Here is a 17,096-nt window from a genome sequence, read left to right on the forward strand (position 1 = left end):
TGGCTGCCAGCACCATCACATCACGTCAAAGCGGACAATCTACTTGCTACAAAACCGGACAGTTCTATTTGCTGCTGACAGCCCACTCTTTCACAATTGCCCACGCTTTCACAAAGTGCGCGCCAAGGCCAGGGCTGCCTCGCGCAAGCGCGGCAACTGCAGACGGGCCTGGACCAGGTCCATGCGGGCCGAAGGCGCCTGCAAGGCCAGGGCACAACGCACCGACCCAGCTGTCGTTCCAGGTGCCCGCACCGGCACGGCCACACACACCAGCCCGTCCACAAACTCCTCGGCATCCACCGAATAGCCCTCGCGGCGTATGGTGTCCAGCTCCGCGAGCAGCGCCGCGCGTGTGGTGAGCGTGGTGGCGGTGTGGCGGGTCAGCGTGAGACCGTCGAGCAAGGCGTTGCGCTGGCGGGTGGGCAAAAAGGCCAGGAACAGCTTGCCGCTGGCCGAGCAGTGGATGGGCACGCGCGTGCCTGGCCGCAACTCCAGCCGCAGCGGGAAGGCCGACGCCACGCGATCGAGGTACACCACTTCGGCGCCCGACAAGGCGGTGAGGTTGCAACTCTCGCCCAGGTCGGCCACCAGCTGGCGCAACACCGCGTGGCGCACACCGTGTTGGGTACTGGCGCTCAAGGTGGCCTCGGCCAAACCGTGCAGACGCGGTGTCAGCGCGTAGCGCCGCCCATCGGGTTCGCGCTGCAACCAGCCGCCACTTTCCAGTTGGGCCAGCATGCGGTGCACCGTGGGCTTGGGCCAACCGGTCAGGGCCACCACCTCGGGCAAAGCCTGCGGCTCGCCCTGGGTCACCAGGTGTTCCAGCAGCGCCAAGAGCCGCAGGCCAGGGGCTTCATCCGTGCCCATACATCACATAAATCTCGAAAAATGAGACGATTCAATAAATTTTTTCGAGACGCATTCTAGTTCCGCCTACAGTCCGGCGTCAAAGAACCAACGGAGACAACGCGTGTCCACACGCACTTTCAACAACGTGGTGCTGACCGGTGCCTGCGGCGGCCTGGGCCAGGCCCTGGCCCGCGCGCTGCTGGCCGGCGGGGCCCGCGTGGCACTGGTGGGCCTGAACCGCAGCGCGCTGCAAGACCTGGCCGCCACCGCCCCGGGCCGCTGCGCGGTGTACACGCCCGACGTGAGCGACGCGGCCGCCATGACCGCCATGGCGCAGGACTGGATGGGCCACTTCGGCACGCCCGACCTGGTGATCGCCAACGCCGGTGTGGCCGGCGGCTTTGACACCGCGCAACCGGGCGACCTGGCGGTGATGCGCCGCATGCTGGAAATCAACCTGCTGGGCGTGGCCACCACGTTTGCCCCCTTTCTGCCCGCCATGCAAGCGGCGCCACAACCCGCCGCACTGGTGGGCGTGGCCAGCATCGCCGGCTGGCGCGGCCTGCCGGGCAATGGCGCCTACTGCGCCAGCAAGGCTGGGCTGATCGCCTACCTGCAAAGCCTGCGCGCAGAACTGCGACCCACGCCCTTGACGGTGCACACGGTGAGCCCCGGCTACCTGCGCACCGCACTCACCGCCGGCAACCGTTTTGCCATGCCCGGTTTGCTGGAACCCGACGCCGCCGCGCGTGCGCTGTTGGCGGGTGTGGCCGCCGGGCGCGAGCACATCGTTTTGCCACGCCGCACGGGGTGGCTGGCGCGGGCCCTCATGTGCCTGCCGGCGCGCTGGCACGATGGCCTGCTGCTGAAACAACCGCGCAAACCCCGCCCCGGCGAAGCCGGCGCCACTCACATTCCCGGACTGAAAAAATGACCCGTCCTTCCCCAGTGAACACCCAAGACCAGATCGCCCTCATCGGGGCCGGCCCGTCTGGCCTGGCCGGCGCACGCAACCTGCAGAAACTCGGCATCCCCTTCCAGGGCTTCGAAGCCTGGACCGACGTCGGCGGCCTGTGGAACATCGAGAACCCACGCTCCACGGTGTACGAATCGGCCCACCTGATCTCCAGCAAACGCATGACGGAGTTCAGCGAATTCCCCATGGCCGACAGCGTGGCCGACTACCCCAGCCACCGCGAGCTGCTGGCCTACTTCCGCGCCTTTGCCGACCACTTCGACCTCAAACGCCACTTCCACTTCGGGGTGCGGGTGCTGCAGGTGGAGCCGCTGAGCGAGGCCGCTGACAGCCTGTGGCGCGTGACCTGGCGCGACGCAGCCGGCGACACGCAGTCGGCCGATTTCAAAGGCGTGGTGATCGCCAACGGCACACTGGCCGAACCCAACATGCCCACGTTTGAGGGCCAGTTCGACGGCGAGCTGAAACACACCAGCGCCTACAAAAGCGCGGAGCAGTTCAAGGGCAAACGGGTGCTGATCGTGGGCGCGGGCAACTCCGGTTGCGACATCGCGGTGGACGCGGTGCACCACGCACACAGCGTGGACATCTCGGTGCGTCGGGGCTACTACTTCGTGCCCAAATACGTGTTCGGCAAACCGGCCGATTCGCTGGGCGGCAAGGTCACGCTGCCGCCCTGGCTCAAACAAAGGGTGGACGGCACCATCCTCAAGTGGTTTACCGGCGACCCGGTGCGCTTCGGCTTCCCCAAACCGGCCTACAAGATGTACGAATCGCACCCGGTGGTGAACTCCCTCATCCTGTACCACATAGGCCACGGCGACGTGGGCGTTCGCGCCGACATCGCCCGACTGGACGGTCACACCGTGCACTTCAAGGACGGCAGCGCGCGCGACTACGACCTCATCCTCGCGGCCACCGGCTACAAGCTGCACTACCCCTTCCTGGACCGCGCCCACCTGAACTGGCAGGGCATGGCGCCCAGCCTCTACCTCAACATCTTCGCGCCACGCCACGACCGCCTGGCGGTGTTGGGCATGGTGGAAGCCAGCGGCCTGGGCTGGCAAGGCCGCTACGAGCAGGCCGAACTGGTGGCGCGTTACCTCAAGGCACTGGACAGCGGCAGCCCGAAGGCCGATGCGCTGAAAACCGCCAAGGCAGGCCCGCCGCCCGACCTGAGCGGCGGCTACAAGTACCTGCAGCTGGAACGCATGGCCTACTACGTCAACAAAGACGCCTACCGCCAGGCGGTGCGCCAGGCCGCCGCCGCCTTCGCCTGAGGACACACCATGTTGCCGATTGACGAGATTCGCCTGAACTTCAACCCCGCCTCGCTGGCAGTGCTCAACGGCGTGCTGGCCTTTCTGATGTTCGGCATCGCGCTGGACACCCGCATCGAAGACTTCAAGCGCGTGGCGCGCATGCCTGTGGCCTTTGCGGTGGGCGTGGGCGCGCAGTTTGTGGTGCTGCCGGCCATCACCTACGCGCTCACGCTGTTGCTGGGCGTGGCACCCAGCATCGCGCTGGGCATGATCCTGGTGGCCTGCTGCCCGCCGGGCAACGTGAGCAACGTCCTCACCCACCGCGCCAAGGGCAATGTGGCGCTGAGTGTGTCCATGACGGCGGTGTCCAACGCCATCGCCATCGTGGCCATGCCGCTGAACTTCGCCTTCTGGGGTGGGCTGCATCCCACGGCGTCAAGCCTGCTCAAAACCATCTCGCTGGACCCGCTGGAGATGGCCGGCCACATCCTGCTCATCATCGGCCTACCTTTTGTGCTGGGCCTGGCCTGTGCCCATCACTTTCCGGTCTGGACCGAGCGCTTCAAGAAGCCCATGCGCATCCTGAGTTTCCTCACGCTGATCGGCTTCATCGTCGGCGCCATCGCGGGCAACTGGCGTTATTTCCTCGACTACGTGGGCATGGTCATCCTCGCTGTAGCCCTGCACGATGCGCTGGCCTTTGGCACCGGCTGGGCCTGCGCGCGCGCCTTTGGCCTGAGCGACTACGACCGCCGCGCCCTGGCCATCGAGGTGGGCATACGCAACGCCGGCCTGGGCCTGGTCCTCATCTTCAGCTTCTTCGGTGGCCTGGGCGGCATGGCCGTGGTGGCCGGCGTCTGGGGCTTCTGGGACATCATCGCCGGCCTGCTGCTGGCCGGCTGGTGGGCCCGCAAACCGGTGGCCCAGTCATGAGGGCGCGCCGCATTCTCGTCACCGGCGCCGACGGCTTTTTGGGCCAAGGCCTGATCGCCGAACTGGCCCGCCGCAACAACACCGACGCGGTGGTGGCCACCGACGTGCGCGAAGTGCCGCAGGCGCGACGTTTGCCCGGCATCACCTACCGGGTGCTGGACGTGCGCGACAGCGGCCTGGGCGCCCTGCTGGCCGAACACCGGATCGACAGCGTGGTGCACCTGGCCTCCATCGTCACGCCGGGCAAAGGCTCCAACCGCGCCTTCGAACATTCGGTGGACGTGGGCGGCACCCGCAATGTGCTCGACGCCTGTGTGGCCCAGGGCGTGAAGCACCTCATCGTCTCCAGCAGTGGCGCGGCCTACGGCTACCACGCCGACAACCCGGCCTGGTTGACCGAAGACCACCCGCTGCGTGGCAACCCGGTGTTTGCCTACAGCGACCACAAACGCCTGGTCGAAGAAATGCTGGCCCAGTACCGCGCACAGCACCCGGCACTGGCGCAGACCGTGCTGCGCATCGGCACCATCCTGGGCGAGCGGGTGGACAACCAAATCACCGCCTTGTTCGAAAAGCCCCGCCTCATCGCCATCGCCGGCAGCGACAGCCCCTTCGTGTTCATCTGGAACGAAGACGTGACCGGTGCCATCTGCCACGCCTTGAGCGGGGACGCGCCGCCCGGTTGCTACAACCTGGCCGGTGACGGCGCCCTCACCATCCACCAGATCGCCCAGCGCCTGGGCAAACGCACCCGTGTGCTGCCCGCCGGGCTGCTGCAGGCCGCACTGGCCGTGGGCAAGGCGCTGGGCATCAGCCGCTACGGCCCCGAGCAGCTCGACTTTTTGCGCTACCGCCCGGTGCTGCTCAACACCGCGCTGAAAACCCGCTTTGGCTACACACCCGCCCAAACCAGCGCCCAGGCCTTCGACGCTTTTGTGGCGGCGCGTGCCGCCCAGGGCAAACCGGTCACAGCCGCATGAGCACCACGCGTCTGAGCCACGGCGACCTGCTGCGCGCCCTTGCGGTGGTGGTGATCTGGGGCCTGAACTTCGTCGTCATGAAGGTGGGCCTGCAAGGCCTGAGCCCCATGCTGATGGGCGCGCTGCGCTTCACGCTCGCATCGCTGCCTTTTCTGCTGTTCGTGCGACCGCCCAGCCTGCCTTGGCGCTTTGTCGCGGCCTACGGGCTGGCGCAGGGCCTGGGCCAGTTCGGCTTTTTGTTCCTGGGCCTGCAACTGGGCATGACGGCGGGCATGGCCTCGGTGGTGATGCAGACGCAGGCTTTCTTCACCCTGCTGCTGGCCGCGCCGCTGCTGGGCGAACGTGGCAAGCCGGTCCAGTGGCTGGGGCTGACGGTGGCGCTCGGCGGGCTGCTCATGATCGCCACCGCACACGGCGATGGCCCGGGGCAAATGACCCTGGTGGGCTTTGTGCTCACGCTGTCGGCCGCGTTCATGTGGGCCGTGTCCAACCTGGTGGCGCGCCAGGCCAGCCGGGTAGCCAACTACCAGCCCTTCCCCTTCATCGTCTGGAGCAGCCTGTTCCCCATCCTGCCCTTCTTTGGCCTCGCACTGTGGACCACCGGCCCCGACACCGTGAGCACACAACTGCAAGGCCTGGGGCTCAACGCCTTCCTCGCCGTGCTTTACCTGGCCTTGCTCGCTACCCTGCTGGCCTACACCCTTTGGACACGCCTGCTGCAGCGCCACCCCGCCGCCAAGGTGACGCCGTTTTCGCTGCTGGTGCCGGTGGTGGGCCTGTGGGCGGCCTGGGTGTTTTTTGGTGAGCGCCCGCTGGCCCAGCAGTGGCTGGGCACGGGGCTGGTGTTGCTGGGGCTGGTGGTCAACCAGGCCGGCGGCTGGTGGGCGGCCTGGCGGCTGCGGCAAGCGGCCTGACCTGGGCGCTCAGCGCAAAGCGCCCCAGGCCTGCAGGCGGCTGTTGGCGTACTGCGCGGCCTGGCCGCTGGCGCCCATTTGCAGAAAGCGCCGGTACTGCGCGGCCGCCTGCGGGCGCTGGCCACTCCCCTCCAGCGCCACCCCTTTGAGGAAGGTCACGCCCGGGTCGCCGGGCAACTGGCGGTCGAATCGGTCGAGGTGGGCAAAGGCCGCGCCGGGGTCGCGCAAGCTCAGCGCCAACACGCCCGACAACTTGTGGGCCTGCGCCTCCTGCGGGTAGATGGCCTGCGCCGCCTCGGCGTAGCGCCGCGCCTGTTGCGCCTGGTTCTGGGCTTGCAGACATTGCGCCATGCGGAAGTTGGCCGCGTAGTCTTGGGGCGTGCGCTTGATCGCGCTGGCAAACGCGGCTTGCGCGGCGGGGTAGGTTTTGGTGGCCATGGCCAGCTCGCCCTGCTGGCAATCGGCGATGGTGGGTTTGATGCGGCGCAGACTGGCCGTGTGGTCCATGAAACGCTCGCGCTGCGTGGGCGCACGGGCGCTGGTGGCGTAAGTGGTGTCGGCCGCGCGGCGGGCGGTCTCCAGGCGTTCGCTGCTCATGGGGTGGCTGGAGAACATGGTCTCCAGCAGGCCCGGCTGCTCTTTTTGTTCCGACACCAGCAGGGTGTGCAAGCGCGTCATGCCACTCGCCGGGTAGCCCGCTTTCACCAGATACTGTTGCCCCAGGGCATCGGCCTCGCGCTCGTGTTCGCGCGAGTAACCCGCCAGCAACGCGCTGGCCCCCACCTGGCTGCCCAGACCCACCAGGCCACCCCACTGCGAATCACCCGCAGCGATGTTCAGACCCAGCACCGCCACCTGGGCCAACATCGATTGGCCCTGGCGTTGCGCGGCGTGGCGGGCGTTGACGTGGCCGATCTCATGGCCCAGCAAGGCCGCCAGCTCGGACTCGTCCTGCAGATCGGCCAGGATGCCGCGCGTGACCCCCATGGCGCCACCGGGGAAGGTGTAGGCGTTGACGTAGTTGGCGTTGAGCACGCGGTAGGAGTACGGCATCTGCGGCCGGTGCGACAGGCCTTGCAGGCGCTGGCCCACGCCACTCACATAATCGTTGACGGCACGGTCCTGCAAGGCGCCCAGGTCTTGTGAGAACTGGTGCGGCGCCACCTCGGCATCCACCGCACGCTCCTGCGCCTCGCTCATGCCCACCACGATGCGCTCGCCAGTGACCGGCGACTGCGCGCAGCCTTGCAAGCCTACCGTGGCGGCGGTGCTGGCGCCCATCAGCCACAAGGCCTGGCGCCGGCTGAGGCGGTTTTTCTGCAGATTTTCGCTCAGTGCGTTGGTATCGGTCATGGCAGACCCTCCTGAAGTCATGCGGTCTGAGCCGCTGGGTTGCAGGCAGCCATCCTAACGAATGAAAGGGCCTTCTCCGTCCCGGGCGATCCGCGAAGTTCGGGGTACAGCATAGGGGGTCGAGGGCTGCTCCGGCGCCCACCACTCGGCGCGCGCATTTCAGAGGTTCGGCCACACCGAGCGCCTGATAGCGCCCAAGTTCATCATGGCCTACCGCCTCGGGCAAGCGCGGGAAAAAACGACGCAGCCGACACCATCCTGCGATCCAGCCAATCGGCGCTGGGCGCCCACTACCGGCGCATGGGCGCCCGTCTGAGCTACGCCATGCTCAGGCACGGGGAGGAATGCACCGACCGGGGGCAGGATTACTTTGAAGATCGTTACCGCCAGCGGGTGCCGCACAAACCTCGCACAACGGGCCACGGCCTCGTGGCATGCAGCTTGTGCCAAGCGAACCGGAGTACTGACAACACCATACAAATCAATCACTTGGTGGGTGGTGTTTCTTGAGAGACCTCATGGCGCCTGTATGCACAAGCGGGCATCGTAGTTCCACTTACCACCGGCGTCTAGGCAACGGTCGATTTCGAGCTCGCGCTTCGCCCAGAGCCCCCCTGCCATCAGAAGCGCAAGAAGAAGCACCCCGGCGCTACGCGTCAACATCCTTCGACCTCCGACTAACAAGCCAGCCAATGCCGCGCAGAAAAAGCAAGTAGACGAGAGCCGCCAAAAAGAACACTGCGCCTCGGCCCAGTATGTACTTCACCGGCTCATAGAAGATGCCGTGGGACAGCAGTCCGAGCAGATAGACGACAAACGGGGAACGCAGGCTATTCATGATGTCTAACGAAGGAAAGGGACTTTCCCGTCCCGAGTGATCCGCGCCGTTGCGGGGTACGGCATCTGGGTGCCACGATGGGAAATACGAACGCTCATCAACTCACGCTTTGTTGGGAAGGGGAAGTCCGTGAGTATTGTCACCATCGGCATTGATCTCGCCAAGAACGTCTTCGCGGTTCATGGCGTAGACGCCACTGGAGCGTCCCAGTGTACAAACGCCGTCCTGCGATCCAGCCGATCGGCGCAGGGCGGCCACTACCGGCGCATGTGCGCCCGCAGGACAGACCCAAGGCCGTGACGGCGCTCGCCCGTCTGATCTACGTCATGTTCACCCACGGGCAGGAATACACCAACCGGATGCGGGACTGCTTTGAGGAGCGTTACCGCCAGCGGGTGCCGCACAACCTCGCCCAACGGGCCAAGACCTTGGGCATGCAACAGATTCTCCAAGGAGGGTGTTGCACTTGGACTTTGAACGCGGGATACAAAATCAATCACTTGGGCGGTCTTTTTGAGAGGCCTCACCTTGTACGCGCACATTCCTGTTGAACCGGTAGTCAGCAGTGTTGCTTGGGACCGGAGTAAGGCTGTGGGCCTCGATGAGTTGGACCAGGCGCTTGTACATCTCTGGTTTGTGCTCGCCAGACCAGAAAGCGGCCGGGGGTAGCACGAAGCGCTTTCCATCACCGAAGAAGACAAGCGTGCCACCGGTACCGAATTCGACATACTTCACCTCGGCCCAACTCATCCGGTACTGCCAACCGAGGGGCGTGATCGAGTGAAGCGAATCATCTTCGACGGCGTAGCGCCCGTAGGCGCCAATAAGCAAGTAGACGCCGAGCAGCGCGAAAGCGGCAAAGCCAAGCGCTGGCCAGGGTTCCCCGGCTCGCAGCGCCCAGACTGCCGCGATGAGGAAGCCTACGAGCGTGACCCAACCAAGGGGGCGCACCGTTCCGAGCGTGACGTAACGCGGCATTTGCTGTGACGCCTAACGAGACTGTGCAATAACCCCAAATCCAGCCGTAGGCTGGGGCAGGGTTGCGATGTTGTGGCTGGTCATGACCTTGTTTCCTCCCGATGTGCTTTTGCGGTGATCGGTTCGCTCCAACGGGCGCCTGATCAAGCCTGCGCCGCTCATTCTGGCATCAACACCGCCAGCCTTTCTACCGTTACCGCTTCAGATCGCACCAGGCCATCTTCTCGATGTTGTGCACCAGGCAATACAACCGCCACTGCGTGCCCACCTTGGGTTGGCGATGTGGGTATAGCTCGGTTGGCTGTCGCCACTGAGGGCGATGAACTGCACGTTGTGCAGACAGGCCGCTTCGATGCGGCGCGAGGAGATCAGCCCCCGAATGTAGGCCAGCAGCACGATCTTGAGCATGACGCGTGGGTCGTAGGCACTGGCGCCGGTTTCGTCGTTGCGAAAGCGCGCGTCCAGGGTGCTGAGATCCAGTTCGTTGTCAACCAGATGGTCGAGCGCAAATTCAAATGTGCCGGGTTGAATCTGCTCGCTCAGCACCACGGGCAAGAGCCGGGGATTGCGATCAATGAGCTTGTATCTGGCCATGTCCTGCTCTCCAGCATTGAGCGTTTGAACATGGACTCCGCCGATGGTCGTTCGTTCCGGCTCGGCGGGGGGTTTTGCACAGCCTCAACGAATGAAAGGGACTTCCCCGTCCTGAGTGATCCGCGCCGTTGCGGGGTACGGCATCTGGGTGCCACGATGGGAAGTTCGAACGCTCATCAACTCGCTTGTTGTTTGGAAGGGGAAGTCCATGCGTATTGTCCCCGTCGGCATCGATCTGGCCAAGAAGGTCCGCGGTTCATGGCGTGGCCGCCACAGGCACGCCCGCGCTGGTGCGCCCAGTGTGCCTCGCGCGAGCTTGCTCGAACCCATTGCCTCGCTGCACACTTTGCAGCACAACGTCAACTGCATCCCGCACAAAGCCTGCGCTTGTTCTGATCTGAATGAAAAGACAGGATGCCGATACCTGGGTCGTTTGGCGTGCAATCGACCCAGGATGGCTGTTGCTTGCAATCGTGGGAGCCCTCGTCGTCACTCGCTGACCGTGCTCTCCAGCACATAACGCGTCACGCGCGGCGGCGCTTCGGCAATGTGGAAGGCCAGCTTGCGTTCGCGCAGCGCCACGTCAGCGCCGGTCACGCGGTCGAAGCGGCGCAGGTGGTCGGTCCACGACTCGTCGATCACCTGTTCGACAAAACGCCCCGGCTCGGTGATGTCGTGCAACAACTCCCACGCCAGCGCGCCCTGACGCAAACGGCTGCGGCGGCTCTCCTGCATCAGCGCGCGAAAGTCGTTGCTGCGCGCCGGGTCGATCAGGTACTCGATGTGGACCATGAGGTGGCCGCTGCTGGGCGGCGCCTCGGCCACCGGGCGCTGGATGACACGCGAAGGCGTCATGTCCTCCTCGATGCCACGGTCGCGGTTGTGGCGCTGGGCCAGTGCGGCCAGCAGCAAGCCGGTGACAGAAGCCACACCCACCGCCAAGTGCACATCGGTCACGGTGGCGAGCTGCCCCCACAGCGCCGCGCCCATGGCGCTGCCGCCCATGATGGCCATCTGGTAGATGGACATGCCGCGCGCGCGCACCCAATCGGGCAGGGAAAACTGGGCCGACACCGACAGGGAATTGGCGGTGCTGATCCAGGCCACGCCAAAGACGAACATGGCCGGTACGGCGAAATACAGGTGCGAGGTCATGGCCATGACCAACATGCCGGCCGACTGCAGGGCCGTGCCCCCCAGCACCAGGTGATCGCGCGACAGGCGCTGGCGCAGGCGGGGCAAGGCGAGCGCGGCCAGGATGGCGCCCATCCCCATGGTGGCCAGCAGCAAGGTGAAGGTGCCTGCGCCCCCTTCTTCGAGCCCTTGTGCCAGCAGCGGCAACATGGAGACACAGGCGGTGGAATGGAAGAAGAACAGGAACACCTGCAGAAACACCGCGCGCAGGCGGGCCGACTGGCTCACGAACTGCACGCCTACGCGCATGGCGCTCCACAGCTTTTCGCGGCCCAGGGGATTGGGCACGTGCTCGCGCTTCCAACGCCAGATGATGACGGCCGAGGCCAGCGACAGCACCGCGTTGAGCACAAACACCCATTCGCTGCCCACGCTGGCGATCAGGGCGCCTGCCACCAGCGGGCCGATGATGCGCGAGGCGTTCATGGACACGCCATTGAGCGCCAGCGCCGCCGGCAGCTGGGCGCGCGGCACCAGCTCGGGCACGATGGCCGAAAACACCGGCCAGCGCATGGCCAGCCCGATGCCGTTGAAAAACACCAGGGCCAGCAGCAAGGGCGGCGTCACCAGATCGGGCACGATGGCCGCACACAGCAGCATGGCCACACCGGCGATCCAGATCTGTGTCATCAAAAAGTAGCGACGCCGGTCCAGGATGTCGGCCAGCGCGCCGCTGGGCAGGCCCAGCAGAAACACCGGCAGCGTGGCCGCTGTCTGCACCAGCGCCACCCAGATGGGCTTGGTGGTCAGCGAGGTCATGAGCCACGCCGCCGCCACATCGTTCATCCACATGCAGACATTGGCCATCAGCCAGGTGGTCCACAACATGCGGAACACCGGGCGGCGCAGCGGCGCCAAGGTCGACTTGTCCTGATCGGGGTCCAGTGAGGGTGACTCGGGGGGCTTGGCGTCGGGCATGGGCTATTGTCTACCGGGCGTGCGAAGCGCGTGGTTTGTCAAAAACCGATCTATCATGGTGCCAAACACCCGATCTTTTCGAGGAGACTTCATGAAATTCCTGATCCCGGTGGACGGCTCGGCGCTGTCCCTGGAGGCAGTGCGCCACGTGCTCAAGCTGTCTCAAGCCGGTCTGGACGTCGAATTGCTGCTGGCCAATGTGCAGGAGTCGGCCAGCCTGTATGAAATGGTGGTGGCCCACGACCCGGCGGTGCTGGACGAAGTGAGCGAAGGCGCGGGCCTGCACGTGCTGGCCCCGGCGGTGTCGCTGGTCGAGTCCTCGGGCGTGCCGTTTGAGGCGGTGGTGGCACGCGGCGACCCGGCGCACACCTTGGTCGAACTGATTGAGCAACACGCCTGCGACGGCGTGGTCATGGGCGCGCACGGCAAGGGCATGGTGCGCCAGGCGCTGCTGGGCTCGGTCACCGTGGAAATGGTGCACGCTGCGCCGGTGCCGGTGACGCTGGTCAAACCCAGCGAGGACACCGCTTTGGACAGCGACTTCGAGACCGGCGAAGCCGACGGAACCGCGTGAACCAGGGGCCGGTGTCACAGCCGGCACAGCACAGCATGGGAGACAACGTGGTGATTCAACGGGTGGTGGTGGTGGGTGCTGGCGCCATTGGCGGCTGGCTGGCGGCGGCGCTGCACAAGGCGGGTGCCGAGGTGGGCCTGTTGGTCCGAGGCGCCACCCTGCAGGCCTTGCAACGCCATGGCCTGCGGCTGCGCGAGGCCGACAAGGAAGTCAGCCACGAACTGCGGGCCAGCGACCAGCCGGCCGACCTGGGCACACCCGATCTGGTGGTGCTGGCGGTGAAGGCCCCGGCGCTGGCGGCGGTTGCACCCCAGGTGCAAGCCTTGCTGGGGCCCCACACGGTGGTGCTGACCGCCATGAACGGCGTGCCCTGGTGGTTTCTGCACGGGCTGAACACGCCATTGAACCAGCGCGCGCTGCGCTCGGTGGACCCCACGGGCGACATCGCAGCGGCCATCGCGCCCGAACGGGTGATCGGTGGTGTGGTGCACGCCAGTTGTTCCACCGATGCGCCCGGTGTGGTGCGGCGCCACTTCGGCAACAAACTCATCATCGGCGAACCGGCGGGCGGCACCTCCCCGCGCCTGCAAGCCCTGGAGGCCCTGTTGCAACGCAGTGGGCTGGAGCTGGAAACGTCGTCGCGCATCCAGCGCGACATCTGGTTCAAGCTCTGGGGCAACATGACCATGAACCCCATGTCGGCGCTCACCGGCGCCACCACCGACCGCATCCTGGGCGACCCCGATCTGCGCGCCATGGTCTCGGCCGTGATGCTGGAGGCCCGCGCCGTGGGCGAAAAAATCGGCCTGCCGATCGAGCAGGAACCGGAGGACCGGCACGCGGTCACCGCCAAACTCGGCGCGTTCAAAACCTCCATGCTGCAAGACGTGGAAGCCGGCCGGCCAGTGGAACTGGACGCCTTGCTGGGTGCGGTGATCGAGCTGGGCCAGCTCACCACCACCGCCATGCCCTTCACCCGGGCGCTGATGGGCTTGGCGCGTGTGCATGCGCAGGCCAAGGGCCTGTACTGATCAGCCAGCCAAAGCGGGAAACAGCTTCACGAGCCCGCTGGCCATCACCTCCACCGACAGCGCGGCCAGGATCAGGCCCATCAAGCGCGTCATCACGTTGATGCCGGTCTGCCCCAAAAAACGCGCGATCGGCTCGGCCAGGGTGAAACACACGGCCGTGGCCGCCGCGATCACCACGCCGTACCCCACCAGGGCCGCGTGTTGCCAGAAGGTCTGGGCGCGGTCGGCGTAGATCACCACAGTGGACATGGTGGCCGGGCCGGTGAGCAGCGGGATGGTCAGCGGCACCACCGCAATCGATGCACGCGAGGACGCGTCGTCCACCTCGCCCTGCGTGGTTTTGGCCTCGGCCGGCTGGGCGTTGAGCATGGACAGTGCCGACGTCATGAGCAGCAGCCCGCCGCCGACCTGAAAGCTGGCCAGCGAGATGCTGAAGAAGTCCAGGATTTGCAGGCCGACCAGCGCACACAGGGCGATCACTGCAAACGCGCTGATGGACGCGATGGTGATGGTGCGCTGGCGTTGTGCGGGCGAGAAACCCTGGGTGTAGTGGATGAAGAAGGGCACGATGGCCAGCGGATTGACCAGCGCCAGCAGGGTGATGAGGGGTTTCAGGTCCATGGTCAGCTTTCAGCGCCCGCCGCCCACATCCAGCACGGCGCCGGTGGTGTAGCTGGCCTCGTCCGACAGCAGCCAGGCGATGGCCGCCGCGATCTCCTGCGCCGTGCCGGGGCGTTGCATGGGAATGAGGTGCGACAAACGTTGTGCCCGGTCGGGCTGCCCGCCGCTGGCGTGGATCTCGGTGTCGATGATGCCGGGGCGCACCGCGTTCACCCGCACCCCTTCGGTGGCCACTTCGTGCGCCAGCCCCAGGGTGAAGGTATCGATGGCGGCCTTGCTGGCGGCGTAGTCCACGTACTGCCCGGCCGAGCCCAGCTTGGCGGCCACGCTCGACACATTGACGATGGCACCACCCTGGCCGCCATGCCGTGTGCTCATGCGGCGCACCGCCTCGCGCGCGCACAACATGCTGCCGATCACGTTGGTGTTGAACATGCGCTGCCAGCGCGCCACGTCCATCTCGTCCACCCGCTGCGCCACGTCCACCACACCGGCGTTGTTGACCAGGGCATCGAGCCGGCCGAACTTGGCATCGACCTGGGCAAACATGCGCAGCACCTGGGCCTCGTCCGCCACATCGGCCAACACCGCCATGGCAGTGCCACCTTGGGCGCGGATCTGCCGCACCACCTCGTCGGCCGCCAGCGAATTGGCCTGGTAATTCACCGCCACCGCGTACCCACGCTGCGCCGCCAGCAGGCAGGTGGCCGCGCCAATACCGCGCCCGCCACCGGTGACCAACAGAACTCGGGACATGCACAGACCTTTCAGCAAACAAATGGGATGGGGCTTAAGCTTGGCGGCTCGCCCCAAGGCGGCCGATTAGAACAAAACCGGAGACAGCATGACCGAAGCGCCCCGTTGCGTCGATTACTTTTTTGCCACCATGAGCCCCTGGACCTACCTGGGCCACGCGCGTTTTGTGCGCATCGCCCGCGAGGCCGGGGCCACCGTGCGTGTGCGTCCCATGGACCTGGGCCAGGTGTTCCCAGTGTCGGGCGGCCTGCCACTGCCCAAACGCTCACCGCAGCGCCAGGCCTACCGGCTGGTGGAGCTGCGCCGATTTGCCGACTGGCTGCAGTTGCCGCTGAACCTGCAGCCGGCGTTTTTCCCGGTCAAGGGCGACGCCTCGGCCCAGCTGATCGTGGCGGTGGACCAGCACGACGGCAGCGACGCAGCGCTGGCCCTGACCGGTGCCGTCTTGGCCGCCTGCTGGGCGCAGGACCGCGACATTGCCGACCCCACCACGCTGGCCGACCTGCTGCAAGCCTGTGGCCTGCCGGCCGAGCGGCTGGCGCAATCGCAAACACCTGCCGTGGCCGCTGCCTGCCAGGCCCACACCCAGGCCGCCATCGACAGTGGCGTGTTCGGTGCGCCCAGCTACGTGCTCGACGGCGAAATTTTCTGGGGCCAGGACCGGCTCGATTTTCTGCAACACCAACTCGGAGCAAAGTGACATGGGTTCTTTTGTAGATTTGAAGGCCGCCGACGGCTTCAGCTTCCCCGCCTACGTGGCCCAACCACAAGGCGCGCCCAAGGGCGCCGTGGTGGTGCTGCAAGAGATTTTTGGCGTCAACAGCCACATCCGCTCGGTGGCCGATGGCTACGCCGCCGCGGGCTACCTGGCCGTGGCCCCCAGCACCTTCCACCGCGTGCAGCAAGGCGTTGAACTGGGCTACACCGAAGACGACATGAAGGCCGGGTTCGGCCTGAAGATGGCCGTCGAGGCCCTGCCCGCCCCGGGCGTGATGCAGGACATCCAGGCGGCGGTTGACCACGCGGCGGCGGTCAGTGGCAAAAAGGTCGGCATCGTCGGCTACTGCTGGGGCGGTCTGCTGACCTGGCGCGCGGCCTGCGGCCTGAGCGGCATCAGCGCTGCAGCGCCCTACTACGGCGGCGGCATGACCGCCGAGGCCGATGCCGGGCGCAAGCCGCTGTGCCCGGTGATGGCCCACTTTGGCGACCAGGACCACTGGATCCCGCTGGAGACGGTGCAGGCCTTCCGCGCCGCCCAGCCCGGCGTGACGGTGCACGTGTACGGCGCCAACCACGGCTTCAACTGCGACCAGCGTGGCTCGTACCACGCCGAGTCGGCCACGCTGGCGCGCGAACGCACGCTGGCCTTCTTCGCCCAGCACCTGAGCTGACGGCCATGTGGCGCTGGTTGGCGTTCCTCGCACTGGCGGTTGGCGGCTCGGCGGGGGCCCAACCCGCGCCCTACAGCGGCCCGCTGTTCGACGCCCACCTGCACTACAACGACGAGGCCTGTGTGCACCAGGCCAGCGCCGCCTGCCCCTACCCGCTGGCCGACGTGCTGGCCCGAATGCAGCGCAACGGCGTACGCGCGGTGCTGGCCAACAGCCGCCCCAACGACGGCACCAAGGCGCTGGCCGCCGCCACCGAGGCGGCGCAGAAAGCCAGCGTCACCGTGGTGCCCTTCGTTCGCCTCTACCGCAACCGCGCCGACTACGAAGGCTGGCCCACCGACGCCAGCATCGTGGACATGGTGAACACCGAACTGGCCGCTGGCACCGCCGCCGGGCCCTACCAAGGCCTGGGCGAATTCCACCTGTACCAGAGCCCCGCCGCCAACGGCCCCACGGCCCGGCGCCTGATGCGCCTGGCCGAGGAACGCGACCTGGTGGTGCTGGCCCATGTGGACGACGCGGCCATCGACCTGCTGATGGCACACACCCCCAGCCAAGGCAAGAAGCTGCGGCTGATCTGGGCACACACCGGCATCGGCGGCACGCCGGTGGCGCGGGTGGAGGCGCTGCTGGCGCGTTACCCCGGCCTGATGGGCGAACTCTCCTACCGCCCCGGCCTGACCTGCGAGGGTGGGCAGCTGTGCCCCGAATGGCGCGCGCTCATGCTCAAGTACCCGGGGCGTTTTCTGATCGGATCGGACACCTGGGTCAATGGACGTTGGGAACAATACGACGCGCTGATGCAGGGTTACCGCGTGTGGCTGGGCGGGCTGCCCACGGATGTGGCCAGTGCCATTGCTTGGGGGAATGGCGCACGCTTGTTCGGCTTGCCAGCACGCCCTTGAGGCCTTGAGTCAGCGCCCGATCAGCGCGC

General features: G+C 66.4%; 17 protein-coding genes. 10 read left to right on the plus strand and 7 right to left on the minus strand.

What is annotated here, in order from left to right; translation table 11 throughout:
• Nucleotides 1-108: 108 nt before the first annotated feature.
• Nucleotides 109-867, minus strand: a complete 759-nt coding sequence (locus ACFQU0_RS15440) for an IclR family transcriptional regulator (protein ID WP_382202329.1) — start codon at nt 865-867, stop codon at nt 109-111.
• Between the two features lie 103 nt (nt 868-970).
• Here ACFQU0_RS15440 and ACFQU0_RS15445 point away from each other — a divergent pair, with 103 nt between their 5' ends.
• Genes ACFQU0_RS15445 through ACFQU0_RS15465 form a run of 5 tightly spaced genes read left to right on the plus strand, consistent with a single transcriptional unit; the run spans nt 971 to nt 5,914 of the window.
• Nucleotides 971-1,783: an SDR family oxidoreductase gene (locus ACFQU0_RS15445; RefSeq protein ID WP_382202331.1), complete on the plus strand. Its 813-nt coding sequence runs from the start codon at nt 971-973 to the stop codon at nt 1,781-1,783.
• Nucleotides 1,780-3,105 carry a flavin-containing monooxygenase gene (locus tag ACFQU0_RS15450; protein WP_382202333.1) on the plus strand — a complete coding sequence of 442 codons (1,326 nt, stop codon included), beginning with the start codon at nt 1,780-1,782 and terminating at the stop codon, nt 3,103-3,105. Before ACFQU0_RS15445 ends, ACFQU0_RS15450 begins: the two co-directional genes overlap by 4 nt.
• A 9-nt stretch (nt 3,106-3,114) precedes the next feature.
• The gene (locus ACFQU0_RS15455) at nt 3,115-4,020 is read left to right on the plus strand and encodes a bile acid:sodium symporter family protein (protein WP_382202335.1); all 906 of its coding nucleotides are present in this window, start codon (nt 3,115-3,117) and stop codon (nt 4,018-4,020) included.
• On the plus strand, nt 4,017-5,000 hold the full coding sequence (locus tag ACFQU0_RS15460; protein ID WP_382202336.1) for an SDR family oxidoreductase: 984 nt from the start codon (nt 4,017-4,019) through the stop codon (nt 4,998-5,000). Before ACFQU0_RS15455 ends, ACFQU0_RS15460 begins: the two co-directional genes overlap by 4 nt.
• On the plus strand, nt 4,997-5,914 hold the full coding sequence (locus ACFQU0_RS15465) for an EamA family transporter (RefSeq protein WP_382202338.1): 918 nt from the start codon (nt 4,997-4,999) through the stop codon (nt 5,912-5,914). The genes ACFQU0_RS15460 and ACFQU0_RS15465 overlap by 4 nt, the downstream gene beginning before the upstream one ends.
• Before the next feature lie 9 nt (nt 5,915-5,923).
• On the opposite strand, the gene ACFQU0_RS15470 is transcribed toward ACFQU0_RS15465, so the two are convergent.
• From ACFQU0_RS15470 to ACFQU0_RS15485, 4 genes are all read right to left on the minus strand, one after another.
• Nucleotides 5,924-7,267, minus strand: coding sequence for a M48 family metalloprotease (locus tag ACFQU0_RS15470; RefSeq protein WP_382202339.1), 1,344 nt, complete (start codon nt 7,265-7,267; stop codon nt 5,924-5,926).
• A 1,330-nt stretch (nt 7,268-8,597) separates the two neighbouring features.
• Entirely contained in the window at nt 8,598-9,083 is a 486-nt protein-coding gene (locus ACFQU0_RS15475; RefSeq protein WP_382202341.1) for a hypothetical protein, read from the minus strand.
• A 201-nt stretch (nt 9,084-9,284) separates the two neighbouring features.
• Entirely contained in the window at nt 9,285-9,677 is a 393-nt protein-coding gene (locus ACFQU0_RS15480) for a transposase (RefSeq protein WP_382202343.1), read from the minus strand.
• A gap of 489 nt (nt 9,678-10,166) precedes the next feature.
• Nucleotides 10,167-11,789: an MFS transporter gene (locus ACFQU0_RS15485; protein WP_382202345.1), complete on the minus strand. Its 1,623-nt coding sequence runs from the start codon at nt 11,787-11,789 to the stop codon at nt 10,167-10,169.
• A 91-nt stretch (nt 11,790-11,880) separates the two neighbouring features.
• On the opposite strand from ACFQU0_RS15485, the gene ACFQU0_RS15490 reads away from it, so the two are divergent.
• Together ACFQU0_RS15490 and ACFQU0_RS15495 are read left to right on the plus strand one after the other, a co-directional pair.
• A complete protein-coding gene (locus tag ACFQU0_RS15490) occupies nt 11,881-12,363 on the plus strand; it encodes a universal stress protein (RefSeq protein ID WP_382202347.1) in 483 nt (160 codons plus the stop codon).
• A 35-nt stretch (nt 12,364-12,398) separates the two neighbouring features.
• A complete protein-coding gene (locus ACFQU0_RS15495) occupies nt 12,399-13,394 on the plus strand; it encodes a 2-dehydropantoate 2-reductase (RefSeq protein WP_382202349.1) in 996 nt (331 codons plus the stop codon).
• Here ACFQU0_RS15495 and ACFQU0_RS15500 read toward each other — a convergent pair whose 3' ends face one another.
• Together ACFQU0_RS15500 and ACFQU0_RS15505 are read right to left on the minus strand one after the other, a co-directional pair.
• A complete protein-coding gene (locus tag ACFQU0_RS15500; protein WP_382202351.1) occupies nt 13,395-14,015 on the minus strand; it encodes a MarC family protein in 621 nt (206 codons plus the stop codon).
• A gap of 9 nt (nt 14,016-14,024) precedes the next feature.
• A complete protein-coding gene (locus tag ACFQU0_RS15505) occupies nt 14,025-14,771 on the minus strand; it encodes an SDR family oxidoreductase (protein ID WP_382202353.1) in 747 nt (248 codons plus the stop codon).
• 88 nt (nt 14,772-14,859) lie between these two features.
• Here ACFQU0_RS15505 and ACFQU0_RS15510 point away from each other — a divergent pair, with 88 nt between their 5' ends.
• Genes ACFQU0_RS15510 through ACFQU0_RS15520 form a run of 3 tightly spaced genes read left to right on the plus strand, consistent with a single transcriptional unit; the run spans nt 14,860 to nt 17,067 of the window.
• The gene (locus ACFQU0_RS15510) at nt 14,860-15,471 is read left to right on the plus strand and encodes a 2-hydroxychromene-2-carboxylate isomerase (protein ID WP_382202355.1); all 612 of its coding nucleotides are present in this window, start codon (nt 14,860-14,862) and stop codon (nt 15,469-15,471) included.
• Nucleotide 15,472: 1 nt separating this feature from the next.
• Complete coding sequence (locus ACFQU0_RS15515) at nt 15,473-16,162, plus strand: dienelactone hydrolase family protein (protein WP_382202357.1); 690 nt, start codon at nt 15,473-15,475, stop codon at nt 16,160-16,162.
• 5 nt (nt 16,163-16,167) lie between these two features.
• Nucleotides 16,168-17,067, plus strand: a complete 900-nt coding sequence (locus tag ACFQU0_RS15520) for an amidohydrolase family protein (protein WP_382202359.1) — start codon at nt 16,168-16,170, stop codon at nt 17,065-17,067.
• The last annotated feature ends 29 nt before the right edge of the window (nt 17,068-17,096 follow it).

The organism is Hydrogenophaga defluvii, assembly GCF_042665235.1.
Classification (GTDB): Bacteria; Pseudomonadota; Gammaproteobacteria; order Burkholderiales; family Burkholderiaceae_C; genus Hydrogenophaga; species Hydrogenophaga defluvii_A.